General features: G+C 73.3%; 17 protein-coding genes and 1 pseudogene. 13 read left to right on the top strand and 5 right to left on the bottom strand.

Annotated features, from left to right (window positions below):
- Positions 1 to 336: ATP-binding protein (locus G6R24_RS08130; protein WP_225438263.1), on the bottom strand; the 336-nt coding region annotated here is incomplete at its 3' end.
- Between the two features lie 99 nt (positions 337 to 435).
- Entirely contained in the window at positions 436 to 1,398 is a 963-nt protein-coding gene (locus G6R24_RS08125; RefSeq protein ID WP_163548540.1) for an NAD(P)/FAD-dependent oxidoreductase, read from the bottom strand.
- A 335-nt stretch (positions 1,399 to 1,733) separates the two neighbouring features.
- On the opposite strand from G6R24_RS08125, the gene G6R24_RS08120 reads away from it, so the two are divergent.
- The 3 genes and pseudogenes from G6R24_RS08120 (at position 1,734) to G6R24_RS23235 (ending at position 4,155) form a co-directional block, all read left to right on the top strand.
- Positions 1,734 to 2,936, top strand: coding sequence for a DUF5926 family protein (locus G6R24_RS08120; protein ID WP_163548543.1), 1,203 nt, complete (start codon positions 1,734 to 1,736; stop codon positions 2,934 to 2,936).
- A gap of 3 nt (positions 2,937 to 2,939) precedes the next feature.
- Positions 2,940 to 3,320, top strand: a pseudogene (locus tag G6R24_RS23530) (FAD-dependent oxidoreductase); the annotation flags it as partial.
- 19 nt (positions 3,321 to 3,339) lie between these two features.
- Positions 3,340 to 4,155: a geranylgeranyl reductase family protein gene (locus G6R24_RS23235; RefSeq protein ID WP_276511392.1), complete on the top strand. Its 816-nt coding sequence runs from the start codon at positions 3,340 to 3,342 to the stop codon at positions 4,153 to 4,155.
- A 24-nt stretch (positions 4,156 to 4,179) separates the two neighbouring features.
- Here the strand turns inward: G6R24_RS23235 and G6R24_RS08110 are convergent, their stop codons facing one another.
- Positions 4,180 to 6,624 carry a MinD/ParA family ATP-binding protein gene (locus tag G6R24_RS08110; RefSeq protein ID WP_225438260.1) on the bottom strand — a complete coding sequence of 815 codons (2,445 nt, stop codon included), beginning with the start codon at positions 6,622 to 6,624 and terminating at the stop codon, positions 4,180 to 4,182.
- A gap of 665 nt (positions 6,625 to 7,289) precedes the next feature.
- On the opposite strand from G6R24_RS08110, the gene G6R24_RS08105 reads away from it, so the two are divergent.
- Positions 7,290 to 7,733 (top strand): phosphatase PAP2 family protein, encoded by a 444-nt coding sequence (locus G6R24_RS08105; protein ID WP_163548539.1) that lies wholly within the window; start codon positions 7,290 to 7,292, stop codon positions 7,731 to 7,733.
- Here G6R24_RS08105 and G6R24_RS08100 read toward each other — a convergent pair.
- Positions 7,677 to 9,170 (bottom strand): hypothetical protein, encoded by a 1,494-nt coding sequence (locus G6R24_RS08100; protein WP_163548538.1) that lies wholly within the window; start codon positions 9,168 to 9,170, stop codon positions 7,677 to 7,679. The two genes, G6R24_RS08105 and G6R24_RS08100, sit on opposite strands and share 57 nt — an antisense overlap.
- 886 nt (positions 9,171 to 10,056) lie before the next feature.
- Here G6R24_RS08100 and G6R24_RS08095 point away from each other — a divergent pair.
- The 9 genes from G6R24_RS08095 (at position 10,057) to G6R24_RS08055 (ending at position 20,044) form a co-directional block, all read left to right on the top strand.
- Positions 10,057 to 10,959 (top strand): GNAT family N-acetyltransferase, encoded by a 903-nt coding sequence (locus G6R24_RS08095; protein WP_163548537.1) that lies wholly within the window; start codon positions 10,057 to 10,059, stop codon positions 10,957 to 10,959.
- Positions 10,956 to 11,897: a dihydropteroate synthase gene (gene folP / locus G6R24_RS08090; protein WP_163548536.1), complete on the top strand. Its 942-nt coding sequence runs from the start codon at positions 10,956 to 10,958 to the stop codon at positions 11,895 to 11,897. Before G6R24_RS08095 ends, folP begins: the two co-directional genes overlap by 4 nt.
- Positions 11,897 to 12,298, top strand: a complete 402-nt coding sequence (gene folB / locus G6R24_RS08085; protein WP_225438259.1) for a dihydroneopterin aldolase — start codon at positions 11,897 to 11,899, stop codon at positions 12,296 to 12,298. The genes folP and folB overlap by 1 nt, the downstream gene beginning before the upstream one ends.
- Before the next feature lie 25 nt (positions 12,299 to 12,323).
- Positions 12,324 to 12,869, top strand: coding sequence for a 2-amino-4-hydroxy-6-hydroxymethyldihydropteridine diphosphokinase (gene folK, locus G6R24_RS08080; protein ID WP_225438264.1), 546 nt, complete (start codon positions 12,324 to 12,326; stop codon positions 12,867 to 12,869).
- Positions 12,866 to 13,303, top strand: a complete 438-nt coding sequence (locus tag G6R24_RS08075; protein WP_163548534.1) for a DUF3180 domain-containing protein — start codon at positions 12,866 to 12,868, stop codon at positions 13,301 to 13,303. Before folK ends, G6R24_RS08075 begins: the two co-directional genes overlap by 4 nt.
- Before the next feature lie 1,044 nt (positions 13,304 to 14,347).
- Entirely contained in the window at positions 14,348 to 14,545 is a 198-nt protein-coding gene (locus tag G6R24_RS08070) for a hypothetical protein (RefSeq protein ID WP_163548533.1), read from the top strand.
- A gap of 429 nt (positions 14,546 to 14,974) precedes the next feature.
- Positions 14,975 to 15,481, top strand: coding sequence for a hypothetical protein (locus tag G6R24_RS22070; RefSeq protein WP_225438258.1), 507 nt, complete (start codon positions 14,975 to 14,977; stop codon positions 15,479 to 15,481).
- Between the two features lie 66 nt (positions 15,482 to 15,547).
- Positions 15,548 to 18,109: a helicase-associated domain-containing protein gene (locus G6R24_RS08060; RefSeq protein ID WP_163548532.1), complete on the top strand. Its 2,562-nt coding sequence runs from the start codon at positions 15,548 to 15,550 to the stop codon at positions 18,107 to 18,109.
- 270 nt (positions 18,110 to 18,379) lie between these two features.
- The gene (locus G6R24_RS08055) at positions 18,380 to 20,044 is read left to right on the top strand and encodes a DNA repair helicase XPB (RefSeq protein WP_163548531.1); all 1,665 of its coding nucleotides are present in this window, start codon (positions 18,380 to 18,382) and stop codon (positions 20,042 to 20,044) included.
- Here G6R24_RS08055 and G6R24_RS08050 read toward each other — a convergent pair.
- Positions 20,041 to 20,637 carry a Uma2 family endonuclease gene (locus tag G6R24_RS08050; RefSeq protein WP_163548530.1) on the bottom strand — a complete coding sequence of 199 codons (597 nt, stop codon included), beginning with the start codon at positions 20,635 to 20,637 and terminating at the stop codon, positions 20,041 to 20,043. The two genes, G6R24_RS08055 and G6R24_RS08050, sit on opposite strands and share 4 nt — an antisense overlap.
- Positions 20,638 to 21,192: the final 555 nt, after the last annotated feature.

Raw genomic sequence — 21,192 nt, 5'->3', positions numbered from 1 at the left:
ACCGTCCGGAGTGCTGCTGGGGGCGCTCTCGGGGGCGGCCTCCGCCGCGACCGCGCTGGCGATCAGGTCGGGATCGACGGTCAGGTCGAAACCGCCGCCGCGATCGCTGACCTCGATGACGGCCACCTCGTTGTCCACGCCGACCGATACCTCGTACTCGTCCTCGATCTGGGCGTGAATCAGCACATTGGCACAAGCTTCTATCAACGCAAGCTCAACGTCGTCGATGCATTCACGGATGACACCGAGGACTTTCAGGGATTGCGTGCAGATTCTTCGAACCACCGGAATGGAGATCTCATCGCGTGGCAACGACAGGCTGAGTTTGATCTCCATGTCGGCAGGTCTACCCCCCCGTGACAGCATCAATCGAACCAGCTCGGCCGACATTTGTCAGTTCTTGGTCACATGCGCCGGCGCCGGTCGGCGTGTCGCTCAGGAGAGCCGCTCGATGATCGCATGGCCCAGCGCGGTGCCGGAGAGCCAGGCATTCTCGATCTTCGATTGTGCGCCCCAGCCGTCACCGGCCAGGCCGATCGCATTGTCGGACAGGAAGAACGGACGATCGTGGACCTGCGCGGGTCGGGCGAACGACCAGCGCTGCACCTGCAGCCACTGCGGTGCCTCGTCGACGGCCAGCAGCCGGCGCACCGCCGCGAGCAGTCCGGGCCCGGCGGCCGCGGGCTCGGCCAGCCGAGGGGCGGCATAGCCGGCGGTGGAATGGGCGACCAGGACCGCCGCCTGGTCGCCGCGGCGGCGGCCATCGTCGGCGATCCACGTCAGGGTGTCGTCCTCGTGGACGAAGGCACCGTCGAGCGGCGTCCAGCAGCGGTGCGACCAGCCGGCGAGCAGCGTCAGCGCGGGCAGCCACGGCCGGTCGACGACCATCGCCCGCTCGGCGGTGAGGGACACGTCCAGGTGTCGGGCGGCCTGCGGGTCGGGCATGGCCAGCACCGCGGCGTCGACCCGTTCACCATCGACGCACGGGCCGGGGGTGATCCGGGCGATCGGCGCCGCCTGGGTGACCCGGACGCCGCTGCGGGAGGCGAGGTCGGCGACCAGGGACCGCAGGCCGCCCGGCGCGGTGTAGCGCATCGGGCCCGGCTCGCCGATCACCAGGGCCTGGTCCGAGCCGCGCAGCACCGACATCCGTCTGGTCCAGGCCCGGGCCACCCCACGGGTGGTCCAGTCCGCGACGACCTCGGCGAACTGCGGCGAGGTCACCGTGAAATACGACGCGCTCGTATCGACGATGCGACCGTCGATCCAGCGTGAGGCCATCCGGCCACCGATCACGCGGCCGCGGTCACGGACCCGCACCGAGATCCCACCCGCCTGAAGCACGCAGGCGCAGGCGATTCCCGCAATTCCCCCACCGGCGACCAGGACCTTTGGCACCAGCCCCCCAATGTCCTACTCGACGACAGTCCCACCCAACTAACGTCCAACTACCACCAGAGCGCCGGTGCGGCCCGTCCAGCTCACCATCATCGTGCCCGGTCGACCTGTGGATCGCCGGGTCGAGGTGACATCGGCGTGGGATAACGTGCGTCCCGGTCGAGGGTTTTCCCGGATGTCTTCTGGGGGCTGCCACCCAATTGAAGGGGTGACGGTGTGGCACCGGCGGGAATCACCCTCGCTGCCGTCGCGTGTCCGGCGGTGACGATGGCCTAGCCTTACCGGGGCCGGAGTCCCCCGGTGCCAGGTTGCCCCGAATCCTCCAGGAGCCAGCGATCGCACGTCGAACCGCCTCCCAGCGCCCGGGCGCCCGCTCCACCCGGCCCACCGCCACCGGCTCCCGGTCCGGCTCGTCCGTCGGCGCCGGCACGGTTGACCGAGACCGGTCGGGCGCGCAGCCGTCCACCGACGGGGAGATCGCGGTGGTCGGGCCGCGCGAACCCTGCCCGTGCGGGTCGGGGCGCCGCTACAAGGCCTGCCATGGTGGGCGCGGTCGGCCCGCCCCCGTCCTGCGGCCGTTCGTCGGTCGCCGCGACGAGCCGGATCTGGTCGCCCTGCGAGAACTGGTGCCGAGCGCGACCGCGCCGTTGCAGCTGTCGGCGGCCCATCTGGAGGCTCATCCCGAGCATGCCGGGCGGCGCATCATCCTCGGCACGATGCTGCCGCAGGCGGCACCGGCGCTGGTCCGCGATGACGGCGAGATCCTCATCGCGATCCAGACCGCGGTGCCCGGCCTGGACGTGTCCCGCGACATCGCCGGCGCTCTGCTGGCCGCGTTGGACGCCACACCGGGCAGCGTGATCGACACCCCGGCCGCCTCGTCGCCGTTGCTCGTCAACCAACAGGCCGGCGGCCTCGCGGCGCTGCCCGGGCTGGTCGACGTGCTGGACCCGGCGCCGCTGGAGATCACCGTCTGGGACGGGTTCGGCTGGTGGCTGCCGTCCACGGACGGCGCCGAGGGGGACGCCCCCAACCAGGAGGCGGCCGCGCTGCTCGAGCGGGCGAACGCCACGGTCGTGCCCACCGTCCGACTGGATGGTGTCGCGGCCGCGTACTGGCGCCATCCCGGCGATCGCTGGCATCTGCGCTGGTCACTGCCGCTGGCCGCACCCGGCGGTACCGACGCCGGCTCGCCGTCCGACAGCGACACCAGCACCGACAGCGACACCGATGCCGGCACCGACACCGTGCCGGTGGCCGCTTCGGAGGAGGCGCTGCTGGACGCCCTCGCCCGGCTGGCCGCCGCCGATCAGTTGACCGTCGGCCCGGGATCGCGCTTCGTCGGCTTCTTCCGGGCGAATGGCCTGGTCGTCCCGGTCTGGGATCTGGCCGCGGGTACCGAGGCGTCGGCCTGCGAACAGCCGGCGGTCGAGCTGCTCGCCGCCTACCGGGCCGCGCTGGCCGAACGGGCCCCGCTCGACGCTGCCCAGCGGCGGATTCGTGCCGGCCTCGTCGGCCGCAGCCTCACCCTGCGCTGATCCATGCCGGACGCTGACCGTGGGCCGGATGCCGCTGGTGGAAGCGACGTGTTCGATGTCGTCGTGGTCGGGGCCGGGCCCGCGGGGGGCAGCGCGGCCCGGGCGGCCGCGGCGGCCGGCGCGCGGGTCTGCGTGCTCGAACGCGCCGCGGTGCCCAGGTACAAGACCTGCGGTGGTGGGCTGGTCGGACTGTCCGCCGATCATGTCGGGCTTGACCTCACGGGCCTGGTCCGCGCGACGGCCAGCTCCCTGACCCTGACCCTGGACGGCCGGTACGAGGTCAGTCGTGGGCGACGCCACGGCCAGCCGTGGCTGTCGATGGTGATGCGCGCGGAGCTGGACGCCGCCCTGCTCGCGGCCGCCCAGACGGCCGGTGCGACCGTCCGGACCGGGGTGCAGGTCCATGGGCCTCACCGAAACGGCCGAGGGCGGCGAGGACGGCGGGTGGGTCACGGTGCGGTTGCGGCAGGGCGCCGATGTGCGCGCTCGGGTCGTGATCGGGGCGGATGGCACGTCCGGTCGGTGCGGTACCCATGTCGGGGTGCGCTGCGACCAGGTGGACGTGGGACTGGAAGGCGAGTTCGTCGTCGACGCCGCGATGGCCGACCGCTGGACCGGTCGGATGCTGATCGACTGGGGTCCGGTCCCCGGATCGTACGGCTGGGTGTTTCCCAAGGGACGGGTGCTGACCGTCGGCGTGATCGGCGACCGGGAGCAGGGCGCGGCGCTGCGGGGCTACTACCGGAGTCTCGTCGACCGGTACGGGCTCACCGATCTGCCCCGGGAGCATGACTCGGGGCATCTCACCCGGGTTCGGGCGGCCGGCTCACCGCTGCGCCGCGGCCGGGTGCTGGTCAGCGGCGACGCGGCCGGTCTGCTCGATCCGTGGACGCGGGAGGGGATCTCGTTCGCGCTGCGTTCGGGCCGGCTCGCCGGGGAGGCCGCCGCCGCGGTGGCGGCGCCCCGGGCCAGCGGGCCGCACGGTGTGGCGGCGCTGGCGGCCTATCCCGCCCGGGTCGAGCGGATTCTCGGCCCGGAGATGGATGCCGGTCGCGAGGTGCTGGCCGCGTTCGCCCGTCGGCCGGCGGTCATGCACGCGCTGCTGTCGAGCCCGGGCACGTTCGGCCTGTTCACCCGGCTGATCGAGGGCCGTACGACGGTGGCCCGCCAGCTGCGCAGACCCGGTGTCCGCGCGGTGGTCGCCGCACTCGCCCGCTGAGCCCGCCTGGCGGGGGGCGTCCCGTCAGCCCCGGCCGCCCTCCTGCCCGAAGCGTTCCGCCACCGCGCCGGCGATCTCCCGATACGCCTCCTGGGTCTCCCGACGCAGGTCCGCGAGGGCGATCCGGCCACCGGCGGCCAGGTGCGGGTCGTGGGGGACCTGCACCACCCGACGGGTGCGTCCCTCGAAGTGGTGGGTGAGTTCGTCCACGTCCACACGTGGGGCCGCGGCCGGGAACATGGAGATCACGGCCACGGCCTCGCGGACCTGGGCGGCGTAGCCGTTGTCCTCGAGCCAGTCGAGGGTGGCCTCGGCGCTCTCCCCGCCGTCCGCCGTGGCGCTGCTGACGATGACCAGGGTGTCGGCCATGTCCAGGACCCCGTGCATGGCGCTGTGCAGGATGCTCGTCCCACAGTCGGTGAGCAGGATCGAGTAGTGCCGCTGGAGCAGGTCGTCCACGGCCCGGTACTCGGGCTCGCCGAAACTCTCGGCCAGCTCCGGATCGTTCGCCGAGGCCAGCACCTCGAGCCGGGAGTCGGCCTGGGAGAGGTACTTGCGGACGTCCACGTAGCGGTGCAGGCGCCCGGCGTCCGCGAGCAGCTCCCGCACGGTGTGCGCGGACGTGCGTGGCACCTTGGAACCGAGGGTGCCCCGGTCCGGATTGGCGTCGATCGCCACCACCCGGTCACCGCGCAGGCTGGCGAGCGTCGAACCGAGGGCGACCGTCGCCGTCGTCTTGCCGACCCCGCCCTTGAGGGAGAGCAGCGCGATCCGGTGGCAGTCCTGTAGCGGGGTACGGATGCGGGCGACGAGCCGGTTGTCGCGGACCTCGTCCGCCGACGGCCCGGGGTTCACCGCACCGGCCGACACCTGGTAGACGAGCTTGCGCCAGCCGCGCGACGCCGTCTGCGCGGGTGCGGGCAGCAACGCGCTGGTCAGCCGTGGCTGGCCGGCGGCCGCGTGCGCACCGGTCGAAGCCGGCTGGCCTGGCCCCGAGTGCGGGTCCGGCTCCGAGCCCGAGCCCGGGTCCGGCGGGCTACCCGGCCACGGTCGGTAGCCCGCCCACGCCACCGCGACGTCGTCCGGCGACTGGTAGGTCGTGCCCTCCGGACGGCCAGGCCGGTCATCCGGATAGGGCTGATAGTCGGAACCGGGCGGGTAGGCGGAGCGGTCCTGGTAGTCGCCGGCCTGGTACCCGCCGTCCTGGTAGTCGTCGGCCGGGTGGCCCTGACGACCCTGGCGCTGCTCGGCCGGGTAGCCACCGGTCTGGTAGCAATCGGCCTGGTAGGCGGACCGCGCCGGGTCGCCGGAATCGTCGAGCTGACCCGGATGAGGCTGGTAGCCGGGCTCGGCCTGGTAGCCAGGTTGGGGCTGGTGGCCGGGGTTCGACGGTTGGCGCGGGTCGATCGGGCGAGCCTGCTGGCCTGGTTGCGGCCGGTGAGCGGGATGCGGCTGTCCCGCGGGGACCACGCGCGCGGCGGCGGGCAGCGGCTGGGCGCCGGAGAGCGACGGCGGTAGGTAGCTCGGATAACTGGGATGCTCGCGATAACCGGGGTGCGGCCGGGTTCCCGGCGGCGGTGGTGTGTCGCCAGAAGCCACCGGGGCTCCTGGGCGGGGCAGCATCCCGCGGGGCACGATCCGGCGCCGTCCGTCCGGGCGTGGGTTGGCCGGGTGGGCCGGTGCCTGACCGGCGAGCGGGTCCGGTGTGGACGGCTCGGGATCCCGAAGCCAGGACGGCACCCGACCGGCCGTGGTTCGCGCCCGGATCGGATGGGTCCCGGGATGGTCGTACGACGAGGTGTCGTCGGCGACGGTGGGCGGCGGGGCGGGATATTCGGTGGACGGACGGTACGCCTCGAACTGCGCGTCGTAGGCGGGTGGCACCACGCCGGGCCCGGTCGAGCGCGTGAGCCCACCCGCGACCGTCGGCCCACCGACCGTCGGCCCCACACCTGCGGGTCCGGTGACCGTGGGGCCAGCGCCTGGGGGGTCGTCGATCGTGGGGCCGGTGACGGTGGGGCCGTGGAGGGGATCGAACGTCCGTGTCCCGAGCGGCGACGCCCAGCCGTTCGAACCGTCCGGTTCGCGGGCTGGTGCGGGCCACGCGGCTGTCGGAGGGGCCGGATCCGCGCGGGCCGGCGCGACATCTCCCACCGACCAACCCTGATCAGTCAGGGCGGCGACGGAACCGTCCCACATGGAACTGTCGGCCGGTGTGCCGCCGACGACCGGGCCGCGCTGGTCGCGGCCGCTGGCCCAGACGCCGTAGGCCGGCTGGCTCGCCACGATGGGCTGGCTGGTCACGATGGGTTGGCTGGTGACGGTCGGCTGGCCGGTCGCGGTGGGGTAGGTGGGCGGGGGCGGGGGCGGGTCGTCGACGCCGTCCACGCGGATGAAGTCGAGGTCGCGCCGATCGTCTGCCCACGGATTGTTTGACGGCGAGCCGTCCGGTGGAATCGATCCCTCCACGCGGTTCAAGGGTCTCCCTCCAGACGGTCGGCCCGCTCGGGCGGCCAGGTCGCTCTGACGCCCGACACGGGCGGTCGGTCCTGCGCGGGCGGGCGACGTGCTGCGGTCACCGTCCGACGTGAATGTGCGGTCCGTCGCACCCGACGGGGTTGACCAGAATGACATGCGTCCGACGGGACCGCACGGACCGCCCAACCCGAATCGACGGACCGCCCGCCGCCGCACCGGGCCGCCGTGGCCGGCGGTAACCACGCCCGGGGGTGGGCAGGAGGTCCGCGGGGGGCGCGGTATCGGGGGACGAACGGCGAGGGGCCGGACACCGGGGAGGACACCAAGCAGTGATCGGACGATGACGCGGATGCGTGGCGTGGCGCGGCGCGTGGTGCGGGCGGGGACGCGGGCCGGAGGGCGTGGCTGGCCGTGGCCGGCGGTCGTGGCCGGTGTGTTCGGGGTGCTGCTGCTGGCATTGGCGGTTCGGGTGCCCTGGGCGCCCTGGGTGCGCGTCGATGTGGACATCACCGCGACGCTGGTGCGGGTCTCCGCCGGCGACGACGCCCTGGCGGGTGCCCTGCGGTGGATCAGTGTGGTGTGCGCTCCCACTGTCTGGCGGGTGCTCGCGGTTGTTGCGGCCGCCTGGCTGTGGTGGCGCGCGTGGTGGTCGGGGGGTGGGTGCCCGCGACCCGGATCTCATGCGGCGGCTTGCCACCTTTGTGCTGGTCACGGTGGAGGTCGGTGGGCTGGTGGCCCGCCTGGCCAAGGAGGTCGTCCGCCGGTCGCGGCCGTTGGTCGACGATCCGGTCGCGTCGGCGGCCGGGTTCAGCTTTCCGTCCGGCCATGCGTTCGGGGTCGTGGTCGCCGCGACGGTGGTGCTCGTCGTCGCGGGCGCGCTGACCGGGCGGACGGCCCGTCCGGTGTGGTGGGGCATCGCCGCGGTGGTGATCGCCGGCACCGGCTTCGCCCGGGTGGGGCTCGGCGTCCACTATCTGTCGGACGTCGTCGCCGGATACCTGCTCGGGGTGGCGTGGGCGCTCGGCCTGGCCGCCTGGTTTCGGCTACCGGTGGCCGGGGGCCGTGACCGCGCCCGGAGCGGGTCGCTGGTTGGCGGCTGAGCGCTGCCACTCCCGGACCAGCAGCGCGACGCGGCGCACCGCCCGGACCTCACTGTGCGCTCGGGTGGCGGTGAGCAACTGGTCGGCGCGGATGGAGACCGACGCCACGGTGCGACCCCAGGAGATCTCGATCGCCTCGCTCGCCAGCGTGCAGACCCGGTCGAGTTCGAGTCGACCCTGCCGGGAGAGGGCGATGGCGAGGTCGAGACGGATCACCGAGCGGAACCCGGGCACCTCGAGGGCATCGAGTCTGGGCAGGGCGAGTTCGGCGTGCTGCTCGGCCGCCGTCGGCCGGCCGAGCAGGCACATCGCCGTCGTCGCGTGGTAGGGCACCAGCACCGGGTGGCACGTCTCGAACGACGGTCCTGGTCGTCCCCACTGGTCGGGGGGGACGAGATCGGCCAGGTCGTAGGCCTCGTCCAGGGACAGCGCGGCACCGCGGACGTCACCCAGGGCGGCCAGGGCACGGGCGACCTGACAGACCAGTCGGACGTGCACCGGACCGTCGTCGACCCGGGTCAGGCCGTCGCGGGCCAGCCGCAGCGCCTCCTCCGGCCGTCCGGCGTAGAACTCGGCGACGGCGGCGACCTCACGGGCCGACCCGCACAGCGTCGCGTCACCGAGGGCCTGACCCACCTGGAAGCCGAGCGTGGTCAGGGAGCGGGCGGTGACGGTGTCGCCGAGCTTGAACGCGGCGTCCGCGCCGAGGACGGCCACCCGGCCGATCAGCAGGTCCCGTCGTCGGGCGTCGCCGCCGGGCACGGAACGCCGAGCGAGCCGCTCGAGCCCGCGGCGCAGCCGGACGGTCTGGGCCAGGATGTGCGCCGGGGGCGTCCGCTCGTGCGCGCAGAGCAGATCGTCGAGCAGGTCCTTGGCGCGCTCGAGGGCGAGGTCCACCGGGCTCGCGGCGAGGACGTCGGAGACCTCCATGATCTGACCCTCGGCCAGCATCGCCGTCATCATCGTGGCGCCCGCGTACCCGCGGCGCCGCCGGGAGCGCTGCGCCGGTGCCCGCAGACCCGTGACGGTGGGGCCGGCGACCAGACGGCCGACGACCGGGTTCCCGACGACCGGGTTGCCGGCGGTCAGCGGACCCGCGGTCGCGGGGCCCGGGACGGGTCGTGGCGCCGGAGCGAGCCTGGTGCGGCGGTTGAGGACGGGCAGCAGGGCGGGTACGGCGAGTTCGCTGCGGCGGGCGAACGCCGCGAAGCCGAGCGCGTACGGATGGCGGGCGGGCGCGGCGCAGGACGGCGGCGGCGGCGGGGGTGGTTCCACCGGGTAGTCCTCGGGGCAGTCGTCCGGCGGGGTTCGGGCGGGGGGGATGAGGATCGACTCGCCGGACGCCGATCGAACCGGGTGCGGGCCGGGACGACCGGCCGGACCCGGGATCCCGCGCTCGGGACCACGGTCCGGCGAGGATCCGCTCGACTGCGGCATGCCGCGCGTCCTTCCTTCCGATAACACCACGGTCAGCGACCGTGCCGACAAGGTAGCGGAGAGTCGGCCCGCTGCGAGGAGTGACGTGGCGCAAGCGCACGGTGGGACCACGCTGCTGGGCTGACGCTCCGGTCCGTCGGCGACGGTGACGACGGTGGTGGCCCTCCGGGCGGCGACGCCGCCGCGGGTGGGCCGGCGGATGAACCGGTGGGCGCCGGCTCGTCCGGCGCTACCGGATCCGCATGGTCAATAGTAGGAGCATCCCTGCGCCGGAGGGTAACGATGGGGATCGTGAAAGGTATCAGCCATCGTGGCTCTACGTGGTGTTTCTCGCGGGTTTCCGCAGCTGATCCGGTCGGTGCGGCACCGGATTACCGGCCGCCGCGGGCGTGGTTGATCCGGTCGAAGGGCATACGGACGAACGAACACGCGGCGTGAGCAGGCCGAGCGACGGAAGCCTTGTGCACCAGCCCGAGAATGCGCCGACGGAGTTCGCCGTCGGCGCGTCGGACGGACCGGGATCCGATCCTCACAGTGCGTTTATATCGGGACATGTTTGGAACAATCTCGCAATAGTCCCGCAACTATGTCATTAGGTCATAGGCGCCCGGAGGTGGGCGTGTCGGTGCCGGCGATGCGACCAAGGTCGCCGGTCGAGGCGCCCCCCGGGTCGGTAGCCTCGGCACGATGGCTGACGCGGCCCCGCGGGACCTTCCGACGCGCCCGACGCGCCCGACGCGCCCGACGCGCCCGACGCGCCCGACGCGCCCGACTCGCCGCGGGCGCGGGCCCGGCGGCCGCTGCACGGTGTCCGGAGCCGACGGAGCATGCCGGCTGACCCCGGTCGGTGGCGCGGCTCGGGGCGCCGCCCCCGGCGAGGCCCGCCATGTCGGATGATCCACTCGTCGCACCCCGGGGCGGCCTCACCGGAGCGCGGGCGGAGCTCGCCCGCGACCTCGAGGTGGTGGCCCACCGGGCCTGGCCGCCGCTGCACGTGACGGAGCTCGCCGGTTGGACGCTGCGGGCCTCCGCCGGGGCATCCCGGCGCGGGAACTCGGTCTGGGCCCACGGCGACGTCCCCGACCTGCCGGCCGCGCTCGCCACGGTCACCGACTTCTACCGTGCCGCCGGCCTGCCACCCACCTTCCAGCAGACACCGGTGAGCAGACCGAGCGGGCTGGCCGCCGTGCTCGACGCCGCGGACTTCGACGACACCGGCCCCACCGACGTCTGCACCGCGCCGCTGGCCGGCTTCGCCCGCCCCGTCCGAGCTGGCCCGCCCACCCTGCGGGTGCTGTGCGCGAGCGGGCCGGACGAGACCTGGCTGACGGTCGCGGGCCAGGTGCTGGCCACCTTCGACACCCAGCGGGACGGCACGCTGGCCGTGCTCGGCACGCTGCGGCTGCCCACGGTCTACGTCACCGCCGCCGTCGACGGAGTGCCCATCGCGGTGGGTCGAGGTGTCGCGGACGGCCGCTGGCTGGGCATCTACAGCATGGCGACGCTGCCCGCCGCCCGCGGCCAGGGCGCCGCCCGTCAGGTGGTCGCCACCCTCGCCAGCTGGGCGGCCCAGCGGGGCGCGACCCATGCCTACCTGCAAGTTGAGGAGGTCAGCACCGTGGCCAGGCGGTTGTACGCCGAGCTCGGCTTCCGACCGGTCTACCGGTACTCCTACCGGCGCGGCCCGATCCCACCCGCTCCACCGATCCCAGCGGCCGGTTCGGCCGGTTCGGCTCGTCCGGCTCGTCCGGCTCGTCCGGCTTTCTCGGCGCAGGAGCGGAACGCATGAACGCGGACGTGGCGGGGCTGTTCACACCGGGTGAGCTGACCCGGGTGATGGGCGTGGTCAACGTGACCCCGGATTCGTTCTCGGACGGCGGCACGTTCCTCGACCCCATCGACGCCGTACGGGCGGGCCTGCGGATGGTCGCCGAGGGCGCCGATCTCATCGATGTCGGGGGCGAGTCCACCCGGCCCGGTGCGCTGCGGGTGCCCGCGAGCGAGGAGATGCGCCGGGTGCTGCCGGTCGTCGCCCAGCTCGCGGCGGCCGGCGTGCGGGTCAGCGTGGACACGACCAGGGTCTCGGTCGCCGCCGCGGCGGTGGACGCCGGCGCCGTGCTCGTCAACGACGTCTCCGGCGGCCACGATCCGGAGCTGCTGGCCATGGTGGCCGACCGTGGGGTCCACTACGTCCTCATGCACGCCCGTGGGCCGAGCGCCACCATGGCCGAACAGGCCGTCTACGGTGACGTCGTCGCCGAGGTGGTGGCGGAGCTGGACAGTCGTCTCGAGGCGGTCCTGGCCGCGGGCATCGCCGAGGAGCGGGTGGTCATCGATCCCGGGATCGGCTTCGCCAAGACGTCCGCGCACAGCTGGGCGCTGCTCGGCCACCTGCACGCGTTCGCCGCCTTCGGCCGTCCCCTGCTGGTCGGGACGTCACGCAAGTCGTTCCTCGGCACCGTGCTCGCCGACGGCCAGGCGCAGCCACGCCCGAGCGACGCGCGTGACGACGCCACCCAGGCCACCACCGCCCTGCTGGCCGCCGCGGACGTCTGGGGCGTGCGGGTGCACGCCGTACGTCCGGCCGCCGACGCCGTGCGGGTGGTCCACGCCTGGAAACGCAGCGCCCAGGCCACCGCGCCGACCACACTGGTCGCGAACCCCCCCACCGGCGTCCCCGGTGGTTCCAGGACCGCCGACGCCTCCAGGACAGGATGGTCGCCTTGATGAGCGCAGCCGTGGATCCGACCGGTCCGCACCAGGATCGGATCACGCTGCGCGGCCTGCGGGTGCGTGGCCACCACGGGGTGCTGCCCGCCGAACGGGAACTCGGCCAGGAGTTCGTCGTGGACGCGGTGCTCTGGCTGGACGTGACCGATGCGGCCCGCACCGACGATGTCACCCGCACCGTGCACTACGGCGAGCTGGCCGAGGCGCTGGCCGCCATCGTCGCCGGCGAACCGGTGGACCTGATCGAGACGCTGGCCCACCGCCTCGTCGATGCCTGCCTGCGCCCGCCGCGGGTGCTCCGGGCCGAGGTGACCGTGCACAAGCCGGCGGCGCCGATCCCGCTGGTCTTCGACGATGTGGCCGTGACGGTCGTCCGTGACCGCCCCGAACCCCGCTGAGCCGGCGGTGACACCGGACGCCCCCGTGCCGGACCGCTCGGCCCGGCACGCGGTGTTGGCCCTCGGCTCCAACCTCGGCGACCGCCTCGCGCTGCTGCGGGCCGCCGTGGCCAGTCTCGACACGCGGCTTGGCGTACTGGCCTGCTCGCCGGTGTACGAGACCGCGCCGGTCGGCGGGCCGGAGCAGGACGACTACCTCAACGCCGTCGTCCTGGTGGCGTCAGCCGGGCCGCGCGAGCTGCTGGCCGCCGCCCACGCCGCGGAGGCGGCGGCACACCGGGTCCGACAGGTCCGTTGGGGACCTCGCACCCTCGACGTCGACGTCATCGCGCTCGGATCGGTCCGCAGCGACGATCCGGAGATCATCCTTCCGCACCCGCGGGCACATCTGCGCGCCTTCGTCTGCGTGCCCTGGCTGGACGTCGAACCCGCGGCCATCCTGCCCGGTCACGGCCCCGTCGCCGACCTCGTCGCCCGGATGACCCAGGACGGGGAGCTGGCCGACCTACGGCGACTGCCCGCCCCGCTGCGTCCCGCTGGTCCTGCTGGTTTCGCTGGGGCGCCGGCGTGAACCCGACGCGGGGGCGTGACCTGGCGCTGGTGGCCGTCATCTTCGGGGCGCTCGCGTACCTGCTGCTCTGGTGGGCGTACCGGTCGATCCCGGCGCTGCCACGGACGGCGCCGGTGTCGGTGCTCGTCATCGGTGCGCTGGAACTGCAGATCGCCGGGCACACCCGGCGTCGACTGGAGGGTCGACCGGGGACGCGGCCGATCGTGGCGCTGACCGTCGCCCGGCTCGCCGCGTTCGCCAAGGCGAGTTCGGTGGCCGCGGCCGCGCTGGCCGGCGGCTGGGCCGGAACACTCGGCTACACCATTCCACGCACGGACGAGTTCGGCAGCGCGGGTGGCGACGCGATCACCGCCGGCCTGGGTCTCGCCGCGGCCGTCGTCCTGCTGGTCGGCGGGCTGGTCCTGGAACGGGTCTGCCGGGTCCGCCGCGAATAGCCCCCGGGACGGCGGGAGCGGGTTGTGGGCGTGAAGCGGGTGTCGGGTAGTTGGCTCAAACCCGGAAAATCGACCCTACTCGTCTAGTCTGGGCGGTATTGCCGCAGATGGCGGCGCTCGGAGCGGCGATGCGTCCGGGTCGGATCGCTCGTCGTGCGGCGGATGTCGGGCCGGTGCGCTGATGTCGAGCCGCAGAGGCGGAAGGTGCGGGCGGTGGTCGCTGAGGGCCGGGACCGCGGCGGCGCGGCGGATCGTCGGTCCGGCTCGGCTGGGCGGCGGCAGACCTTCCGGGCGGTGGCCTTCGGTGATCCGACCGCGGGCGGCGCCGGAGTCATCCGTACCGCCCCCGTGGTGGACAGGTCCGCCCTCGACCCGTCCGCCTGGCCACAGGCGCCAGGAACGCCGCAGGTTCCAGGAACGCCGCCGGTTTCTCCCTCGATCAATCCAGCGAATCCGCCGGGGGCGGGGCGGCGGGGTTCGGCGGAGAAATCTGGTGCGGTCCGTTCCGCGCCGATTACTGATGCGTCCCGCTCGACGAGAGCGGCGGACATTCGTCCGATGCGAGCCGGTGGTCCGGGCGGAAACCGGGTGACCCCGTCGACATCGCAGCGTGATTATCGGCCGGCGCCGCCGGCGACCGAGCGTGGTTATACCGGTCTGCTGGACAGCGTCAGTTCCACCGGTCTCCAGCCCGCGCTGCGCGATGTTCCACTGGCGGGTCCGGTCCAGCCCGCGCGGCGCGACGCACCTGCCGGGCTCGGCCCGTCGCAGCGGCGTGTTCCGCCTGGGCGCTCCGGGGCGCCCGAGCGGTCCGAGCGGTCCGATCCGTCCGAGCGGTCCGAGCGGTCCGATCCGTCCGAGCGGTCCGAGCGGTCCGAGCGGTCCAGACCGACGGCCGGCCCTGTCCCGCCGGAAGGATTCGTCGCGCCGGGGAGGTCCGCCACCTCGATGCGGGATGAGCCCACGGGGCGGGATGGGTGGTCGGGGCGGGAGGCGTCGTCGGCGTCCGCCGCCGGTGCAGGTGTGGGGCGCAGGCGTGCGGGGGTGACCGCCGGTCCGGGGCGGCGGGCGGTCGCGCTGCTGGTGATGTCGGCCGTGGTCGTGGTCGCTGTGCTGATCGCCGGGGTGTCACTGGGACGCACGCTGGCGCTGCCCGGCGATGTCGGACCGATGACCCGGCTCGCCGACTGGGGTCGGGCCAATCATCTGTCCTTCGTCGTCAACCGGGTCGATCGCCGCTGAGTGGACGCCGTCTCCGGTCGGGGGCCCCGAAAGGGGGCATCGGCCGACCGTTCCACGGCGGCACGGGATCTTCGGGGGCGGACGGGACGATGTGCGGGCGGGGCGGAGATCGTTGTCGTCTGTTGTTGTAATTGTTGCCTTATGGTCACTCGTTCGGATGCTTGCCGCGCTATTCGCCGAGTATCTGGCTCGGCGGGCCGCCGCCCCTTCCCGTCGGCTGTGGTCCGCCGTGTGGGCCATGTCAAAAATAGCCCGTTCTGGTGGTCCGGATCCCTTGCCTGAAGGCGCCTTCGGCGTGTCCAATCGGTATTGGCAGGTCTGTCGTATTCCGTCGACCTCGGCTGGTGTGCTCCGTCTCGTCGGTGCACACCGTCATCACGATTGGCCGAGCGCGCATCCCGACCTGCCAAAGGCATCCAGGGAGGCCATGTGCGTCCGAGACCGGCAGCGGCCCCCGAGGTCGCGCTGACTGGTGACGGCGGCCTCGGCTCCTCGCTACGGCGTGGGCTGGGGCCCGGTTCGGTGGGAGCGCCCCGCCTCGTCCCCGTGGCTACCGAGGTCAGCGATGGTCCGGGTCGTCCGGCCACCGAGGCCGAGGCAAGCGCGATCACCGCGGCGGTGGTGAACAGCCCGCTGGTCCCGCGCGGCGAGGTGAAGGTCAGCGGCATCCGCACGTCCACCGGCGCGCCGGACTGGGCGTTCGCCGTCCTGCGTGTCGTCGGCGGGCGTGATCCGTCCATCGCCGTGCTGCGGTGGGACGTCAGCTACGGCTGGGTTCTCGACCAGGTCGGCAGCGCTCGGCTTGGCTGCGGGGTAGGCGGTCCGGTGGCGGCGCGGCGGCCCGAACTGACAGTGGTTCCCCCGGCCGGCCAGGCGCAGCGCAGCGGTCGGCCGCGGCGGGAGGCCGCCGGGCCAACCCGCGGTGTGGCGCGGTAGGCGAGCCCGGGGCGGGCAGTCCACACGACGGCACCTCGTCACCCGCGGCGAGCGCCAGCTACCGTCATGAGAGTGACGATGCCGGCTGACGAGGCGCAGGACGAGTCCGTGACCCTGGCGGACTGGCTTCGCGCGCAGCCGGATGAGGCGATTATCCGGCTGTTCCTGCTCAGGCCCGACCTTGCTACCCCGCCCCCGCCGGACTTCACCGTCCTGGCCGCGCGGATGGAGGTGCGGGTCAGCGTCACCCGCGTGGTGGACCGGCTCGACACCTTCGTCCACGAGGTGCTGCAGGCACTGACCGTGCTGCCCGCCGGTGCGTCGCTGGCCGAACTGACCGCGTTCACCGGGCACCGCGAGGTCGCCGCCGCGGTGCGGCGGCTGCGTGAACTCGGCCTGCTGTGGGGCGACGACACGGCGTTGCGGATCGTCGGGATGGCTGTCGACCTGGTCGGCGAGCGGCCGCTGGGGCTTGGCCGCCCGGTCCGGCAGTGCCTGTCCAGCTACCGCAACGTCCAACTGAACCGGCTGGCGGCCGCGCTCGGCGGGATTCCCAGCCAGGGCGTCGGCGCGGGCTCAGGTTCGGATCGGGACGGGGGCGGCGGCTGGGGTGGTCCGGGCGGGCGTCCGGACCTGGTCAGCGTGGTCGGGGCGCTGTTCGACGAGCCCGCGCGGATCCGCGGCTGGGTCGAGAGCTGCACCCCGCGGGCCCGTGAACTGCTGGAGCGGCTGGCCAGCGAAACGTCGCTGGGCAGCACCACCGCGGCGCACCGGGTGGTGCCGGTCGAGCAGGCCCGCACCCCCGTCGAGGAGCTGCTGGCCCGCGGTCTGATCATCGGGATCGACGACGAGAAGGTCGAACTGCCCCGCGAGGTCGGCCTCGTGGTCCGTGGCGGGACACCGGCCGGTCCGCTGCATCCCCGTCCGCCCGAGATCGAGGGCACCGCGATCGGTGTGGCGAGCGTGGACGCGGCCGCGGCCCTCACCGCGCAGACGATCGTGCGCTGGGTCACGACCATCGTGGAGGCCTGGGGTGAGACGCCGCTGACGCCGCTGCGTACGGGCGGACTGAGCGTGCGCGACCTGCGGGCCGCCGCCCGGCTGCTGGACACCGACGAACGGGTCGCCGCCTTCGTCGTCGAACTGGCCTGGGCCGCGGGGCTCGTCGACGCGACCACCGGCAACGACGTCCAGTTCATGCCGACGGCGGCGTACGACCGTTGGGGCACCGAACCGATCGAGGTCCGCTGGGCCGTCCTCGTCGACAGCTGGCTGCGTGCCCCCGTCGCCACCTGGCTGATCGGTGAGCGGGACGAGCGGGGCCGTCAGATCGCCGCGCTGTCGTCGGAGGTGCGTCGCGGTGTCGCCCGGGAACTGCGGGCCGACGTGCTGCGGGCGCTGGGCGCGGCGCCCGCCGGGATGGCGCCCAGCGCCGCGTCACTGCGGGCCCTGCTCGCCTGGCGAGCCCCCAGACGGACCGGAACGTTCCTGGACCGCACGGTCGAGAGCACGGTGGTCGACGCCGAGCTGCTCGGTGTCACCGGCCGAGGCGCGCCCAGCACCGTCGGGCGGGTGATCATCGACCGGCTCGAGGCCGAGGCGGCCGATCCCGCCCACACCCCGCTCACCTCCGGGCGGCCGGCCGGAGGCGACACCGACCTGTGTCGGAGGCTCGCCGACGTCCTCGGCCCGCTGTTGCCCGAACCGGTGGAGGAACTGCTGCTCCAGGCGGACCTGACAGCCGTCGCCCCCGGGCCGCTGGTGCCGCGGGTCGCGGCTCGGCTGGCGCGGATGGCGGACATCGAGTCCACCGGGGCCGCCACCGTCTACCGGTTCACCGAGGAATCGCTGCGCCGCGCGTTCGACTCGGGGCTGACCGCCGAGGACCTGCACGACGATCTCGCCCGCTGGGGTCGCACCGGCACCCCGCAGGGACTCACCTACCTGATCGACGACACCGCCCGGCGGCACGGCCGGATGCGGGCCGGACCGGCGTCGAGCTACCTGCGCTGCGACGACACGGCCCTGCTCTCCGAAGTGGTCGTCAGCCGAGGAACGCAGGCCCTGGGTCTGCGCCGGATCGCACCGACCATCGTCATCTCGTCGCTGCCGGTGAACGACCTGCTGGTCGGTCTGCGTGAGGCCGGGTACGCACCGGTGGCGGAGGCCCCCGACGGCCGGGTACTGCTCAGCCGTCCCACCACCCACCGGACGCCGGCCCGGGCCCGTTCGAGCTCCGGTGACGTCGCCGACAGCCGGCTGGCCCAAGCCCGCGACGTACTGCGACTGGTGCGCCGCGGCGACGACAGCGCCCGTACCCTGCGAGCGGCCAGGTCCACCGACATCGCCGGCTTCGGGCTCACCCGATCGGCCCCGCTCATCCTGACGATGCTGCAGGACGCGGTGCGCGAGAAACAGCGCATCCTGCTGGGTTATGTCGACCAGCAGGGCACCCCCCGGGACCGGATCGTGCGACCGACCGCGCTGGACGGCGGCTGGCTCACCGCCTGGGACGAGCTCACCGACCAGCCGCGCCGGTTCGCGCTGCACCGGGTCACCGGCATCGCCGAGCTGGGTCGCTCAGGCGGGACTCCGGCCGCCCGGCAGGATTCGGACGCGTCGCACTGATCCTCCTGTCGTACTGACTGTCCTGTCGTACTGGCCCTCACGTCGCACTGACCCATCCGGTGGGCTGACCCATCCGGTGGGCTGACCCGTCCGGAGGGCTGACCCACCCCGCCGGGCTGACTCGTCTCGGCCCACTGGGTGTCACCTTGTCGGAGGCCGCCTGTACCGTCGAAGGAGCTCGATGGACGTCCGGCGGGTGACCACCGGCGTTCGGGACGGCTCCCGGGCGAGCCTGAGCGCCCGGGTGGTGCAGCGAGAGGGTGGTGGCGAGTGGCGGACGGCCCTCTGATCGTGCAGTCGGACAAGACCCTCCTGCTGGAGGTCGGCCATCCCGGTGCGGCGGAGGCGCGGGCGTCCATCGCTCCGTTCGCCGAGCTGGAGCGGTCCCCGGAGCACGTGCACACCTACCGGATCACGCCGCTGGCGCTGTGGAACGCCCGGGCCGCCGGGCACGATGCCGAGCAGGTCGTCGACGCGCTCGTGCGGCACTCCCGGTATGCCGTCCCACACGCGCTGCTGGTCGACGTCGCCGACACGATGGACCGTTACGGGCGGCTCCGCCTGGAGAACGATCCGGTCCACGGGCTGGTCCTGCGGGCGCTCGATCGGGCGGTGCTCGCCGAGGTGGCCCGCGCCAAACGGATCATCCCGATGCTCGGTGAGCGCATCGACGATGACAGCATCGCCGTGCATCCGTCCGAGCGGGGCCGGCTCAAGCAGGCGTTGCTCAAACTCGGCTGGCCCGCGGAGGACCTCGCCGGTTACGTCGACGGTGAGAAGCACCCGATCGCCCTCGTCGAGGACGGCTGGCAGCTGCGCGACTACCAGCAGGGCGCGGTCGCGGGCTTCTGGGAGGGCGGCTCGGGTGTCGTCGTGCTGCCCGCCGGTGCCGGCAAGACCATCGTTGGTGCCGCGGCGATGGCCCAGGTCGGCGCGACCACCCTCATCCTGGTGACGAACACGGTGGCCGGTCGCCAGTGGCGCCACGAACTGCTGCGGCGAACCTCCCTCACCGAGGACGAGATCGGCGAGTACTCCGGCGAGCGCAAGGAGATCCGGCCGGTCACCATCGCCACGTACCAGGTCATGACAGCCCGCCGCAAGGGCGAGTACCTGCACCTGGATCTGTTCGGCGCCCGCGACTGGGGTTTGATCATCTACGACGAGGTGCACCTGCTGCCGGCCCCGGTGTTCCGGATGACCGCCGACATCCAGTCCCGTCGCCGGCTCGGTCTCACCGCCACCCTTGTCCGGGAGGACGGCCAGGAGGGCGACGTGTTCTCCCTGATCGGCCCGAAGCGCTTCGACGCCCCGTGGCGGGAGATCGAGGCGCAGGGCTGGATCGCCCCCGCCGAGTGCACCGAGGTGCGGGTCACCCTCACCGACGACGAGCGGATGGCCTACGCGGTGGCCGAGCCCGAGGAGCGCTACCGGATGTGCGCGACCGCGGCCAGCAAGCGGATGGTCGTGCGCCGTCTGGTCGAGCGGCACGCCGACGACCGGGTCCTGGTGATCGGCGCCTACCTTGACCAGCTCGACGAGCTCGGTCGGATGCTGAACGCCCCGGTCATCCAGGGTTCCACCCGCAACCGGGAACGCGAGCGCCTGTTCGAGGCGTTCCGCACCGGGGAGATCACCACCCTGGTCGTCTCCAAGGTCGCCAACGTCTCCATCGACCTGCCCGAGGCCGGTGTCGCCGTGCAGGTGTCGGGCACGTTCGGCTCACGCCAGGAGGAGGCCCAGCGCCTCGGCCGGGTGCTGCGCCCCAAGGCCGACGGCCGCGCCGCCCACTTCTACACGGTCGTCTCCCGCGACACCCTCGACCAGGAGTACGCCGCGCACCGCCAGCGCTTCCTCGCCGAGCAGGGCTACGCGTACACGATCGTCGACGCCGACGACATCCCCGACGGCGCCGGCAGCTCCGACCAGGGCTAGTCGGGGTCGGGCGGGTCGATCAGGTCGGCTGGTCGCACGCTCACCGGGAACGGGCGGACGGTGTGGAACTCGCCGTCCGCCCCGGTCACGCTGGACGTCACGTAGGCGCCGCCGACCAGCTCGAACGCCGTCAGCGTCATCGAGTCCGGGTCGACCAGCCAGCAGGCCGGGACGCCCCACTCCCGGTAGAGATCGAGTTTGACGGTCCGGTCGTAGCGGCGGGTGCTCGCGTCGGCGACCTCCACGACCAGAAACGGCCGCTCCCGCAGCGTTCGCCCGCCCGGTGCGGGGCTGGAGGCGACGACCACATCCGGTACCAGCAGACAGCGGTCGGACACCTCGACGCTGACGCCCGCCGGCAGCACCTGCGCGCCGGAGGTGGCCACGCCGGCCAGCAGCTGGGCGAGGCGGCTGGTCACCCGGGCGCGCAGCGGCGTGGGCCAGGGTCGCACGACACACAGGCCGTCGACCACCTCGACGCGGGCATCGTCACCACCCGCCGCGAGGTCGGCGACAGTGACCGGCGGGGCGGGGACTGTCAGCGACGGACGACGGGCACGGAACTGCGCACTGGCCTGGACCACACCATCCATCGTGCCGCGCGGACCGCGGCGTGTCGAAACCCGCTCAGGTCAATTGTCCGTGTCGCGCAATTCGTCGACTTTAAATGATCAGTCGACGGCAAATTGTCGATAAGAAGTGACATAAAACTCTTGCCGGGCCGTCCTACTGCCTGGTAACTTGCTCTCCGCTGCAGGAGATTGTGATTTACCCGCAGAAGGCCGTCTTTGGGAGTGCCTCCCAGCGCTCGCTCCGTCCCGAGTGTGCGCCTGCTCCCAGGCCGCGGGTGCTCACCTCCGTGGAACCTCCCGTCCACGGAGGTGAGCACCCGCCTCCCCGCCTCCCCGCCTTCCGCCTCCCGGTCTCCTCCGGCGCCCCCTGATGCCCCGCCAGCTCGACTGCGGGCTCCTTTGGGCCCTTCTGTCCCTGCTCCGGGTCGGGCCCCTGGCATGCCGGCCCGCTGTGCCCCTCCCGGTCGAGGGGTGGAGTGCCGTCGGGGCCGGGAGGATCGACCATCCAGTCGGATTGATCCACGCTGATCCGTGGTGGCTCGGATTTGCCCACCCCATCCGGGGGGTATCCCCAGG

This window comes from Candidatus Frankia nodulisporulans (assembly GCF_902806475.1).
Lineage (GTDB): Bacteria > Actinomycetota > Actinomycetes > Frankiales > Frankiaceae > Frankia > Frankia umida.
Note: the sequence above shows the minus strand (reverse complement) of the source record. Positions and strands in the feature narration are given on the sequence as shown.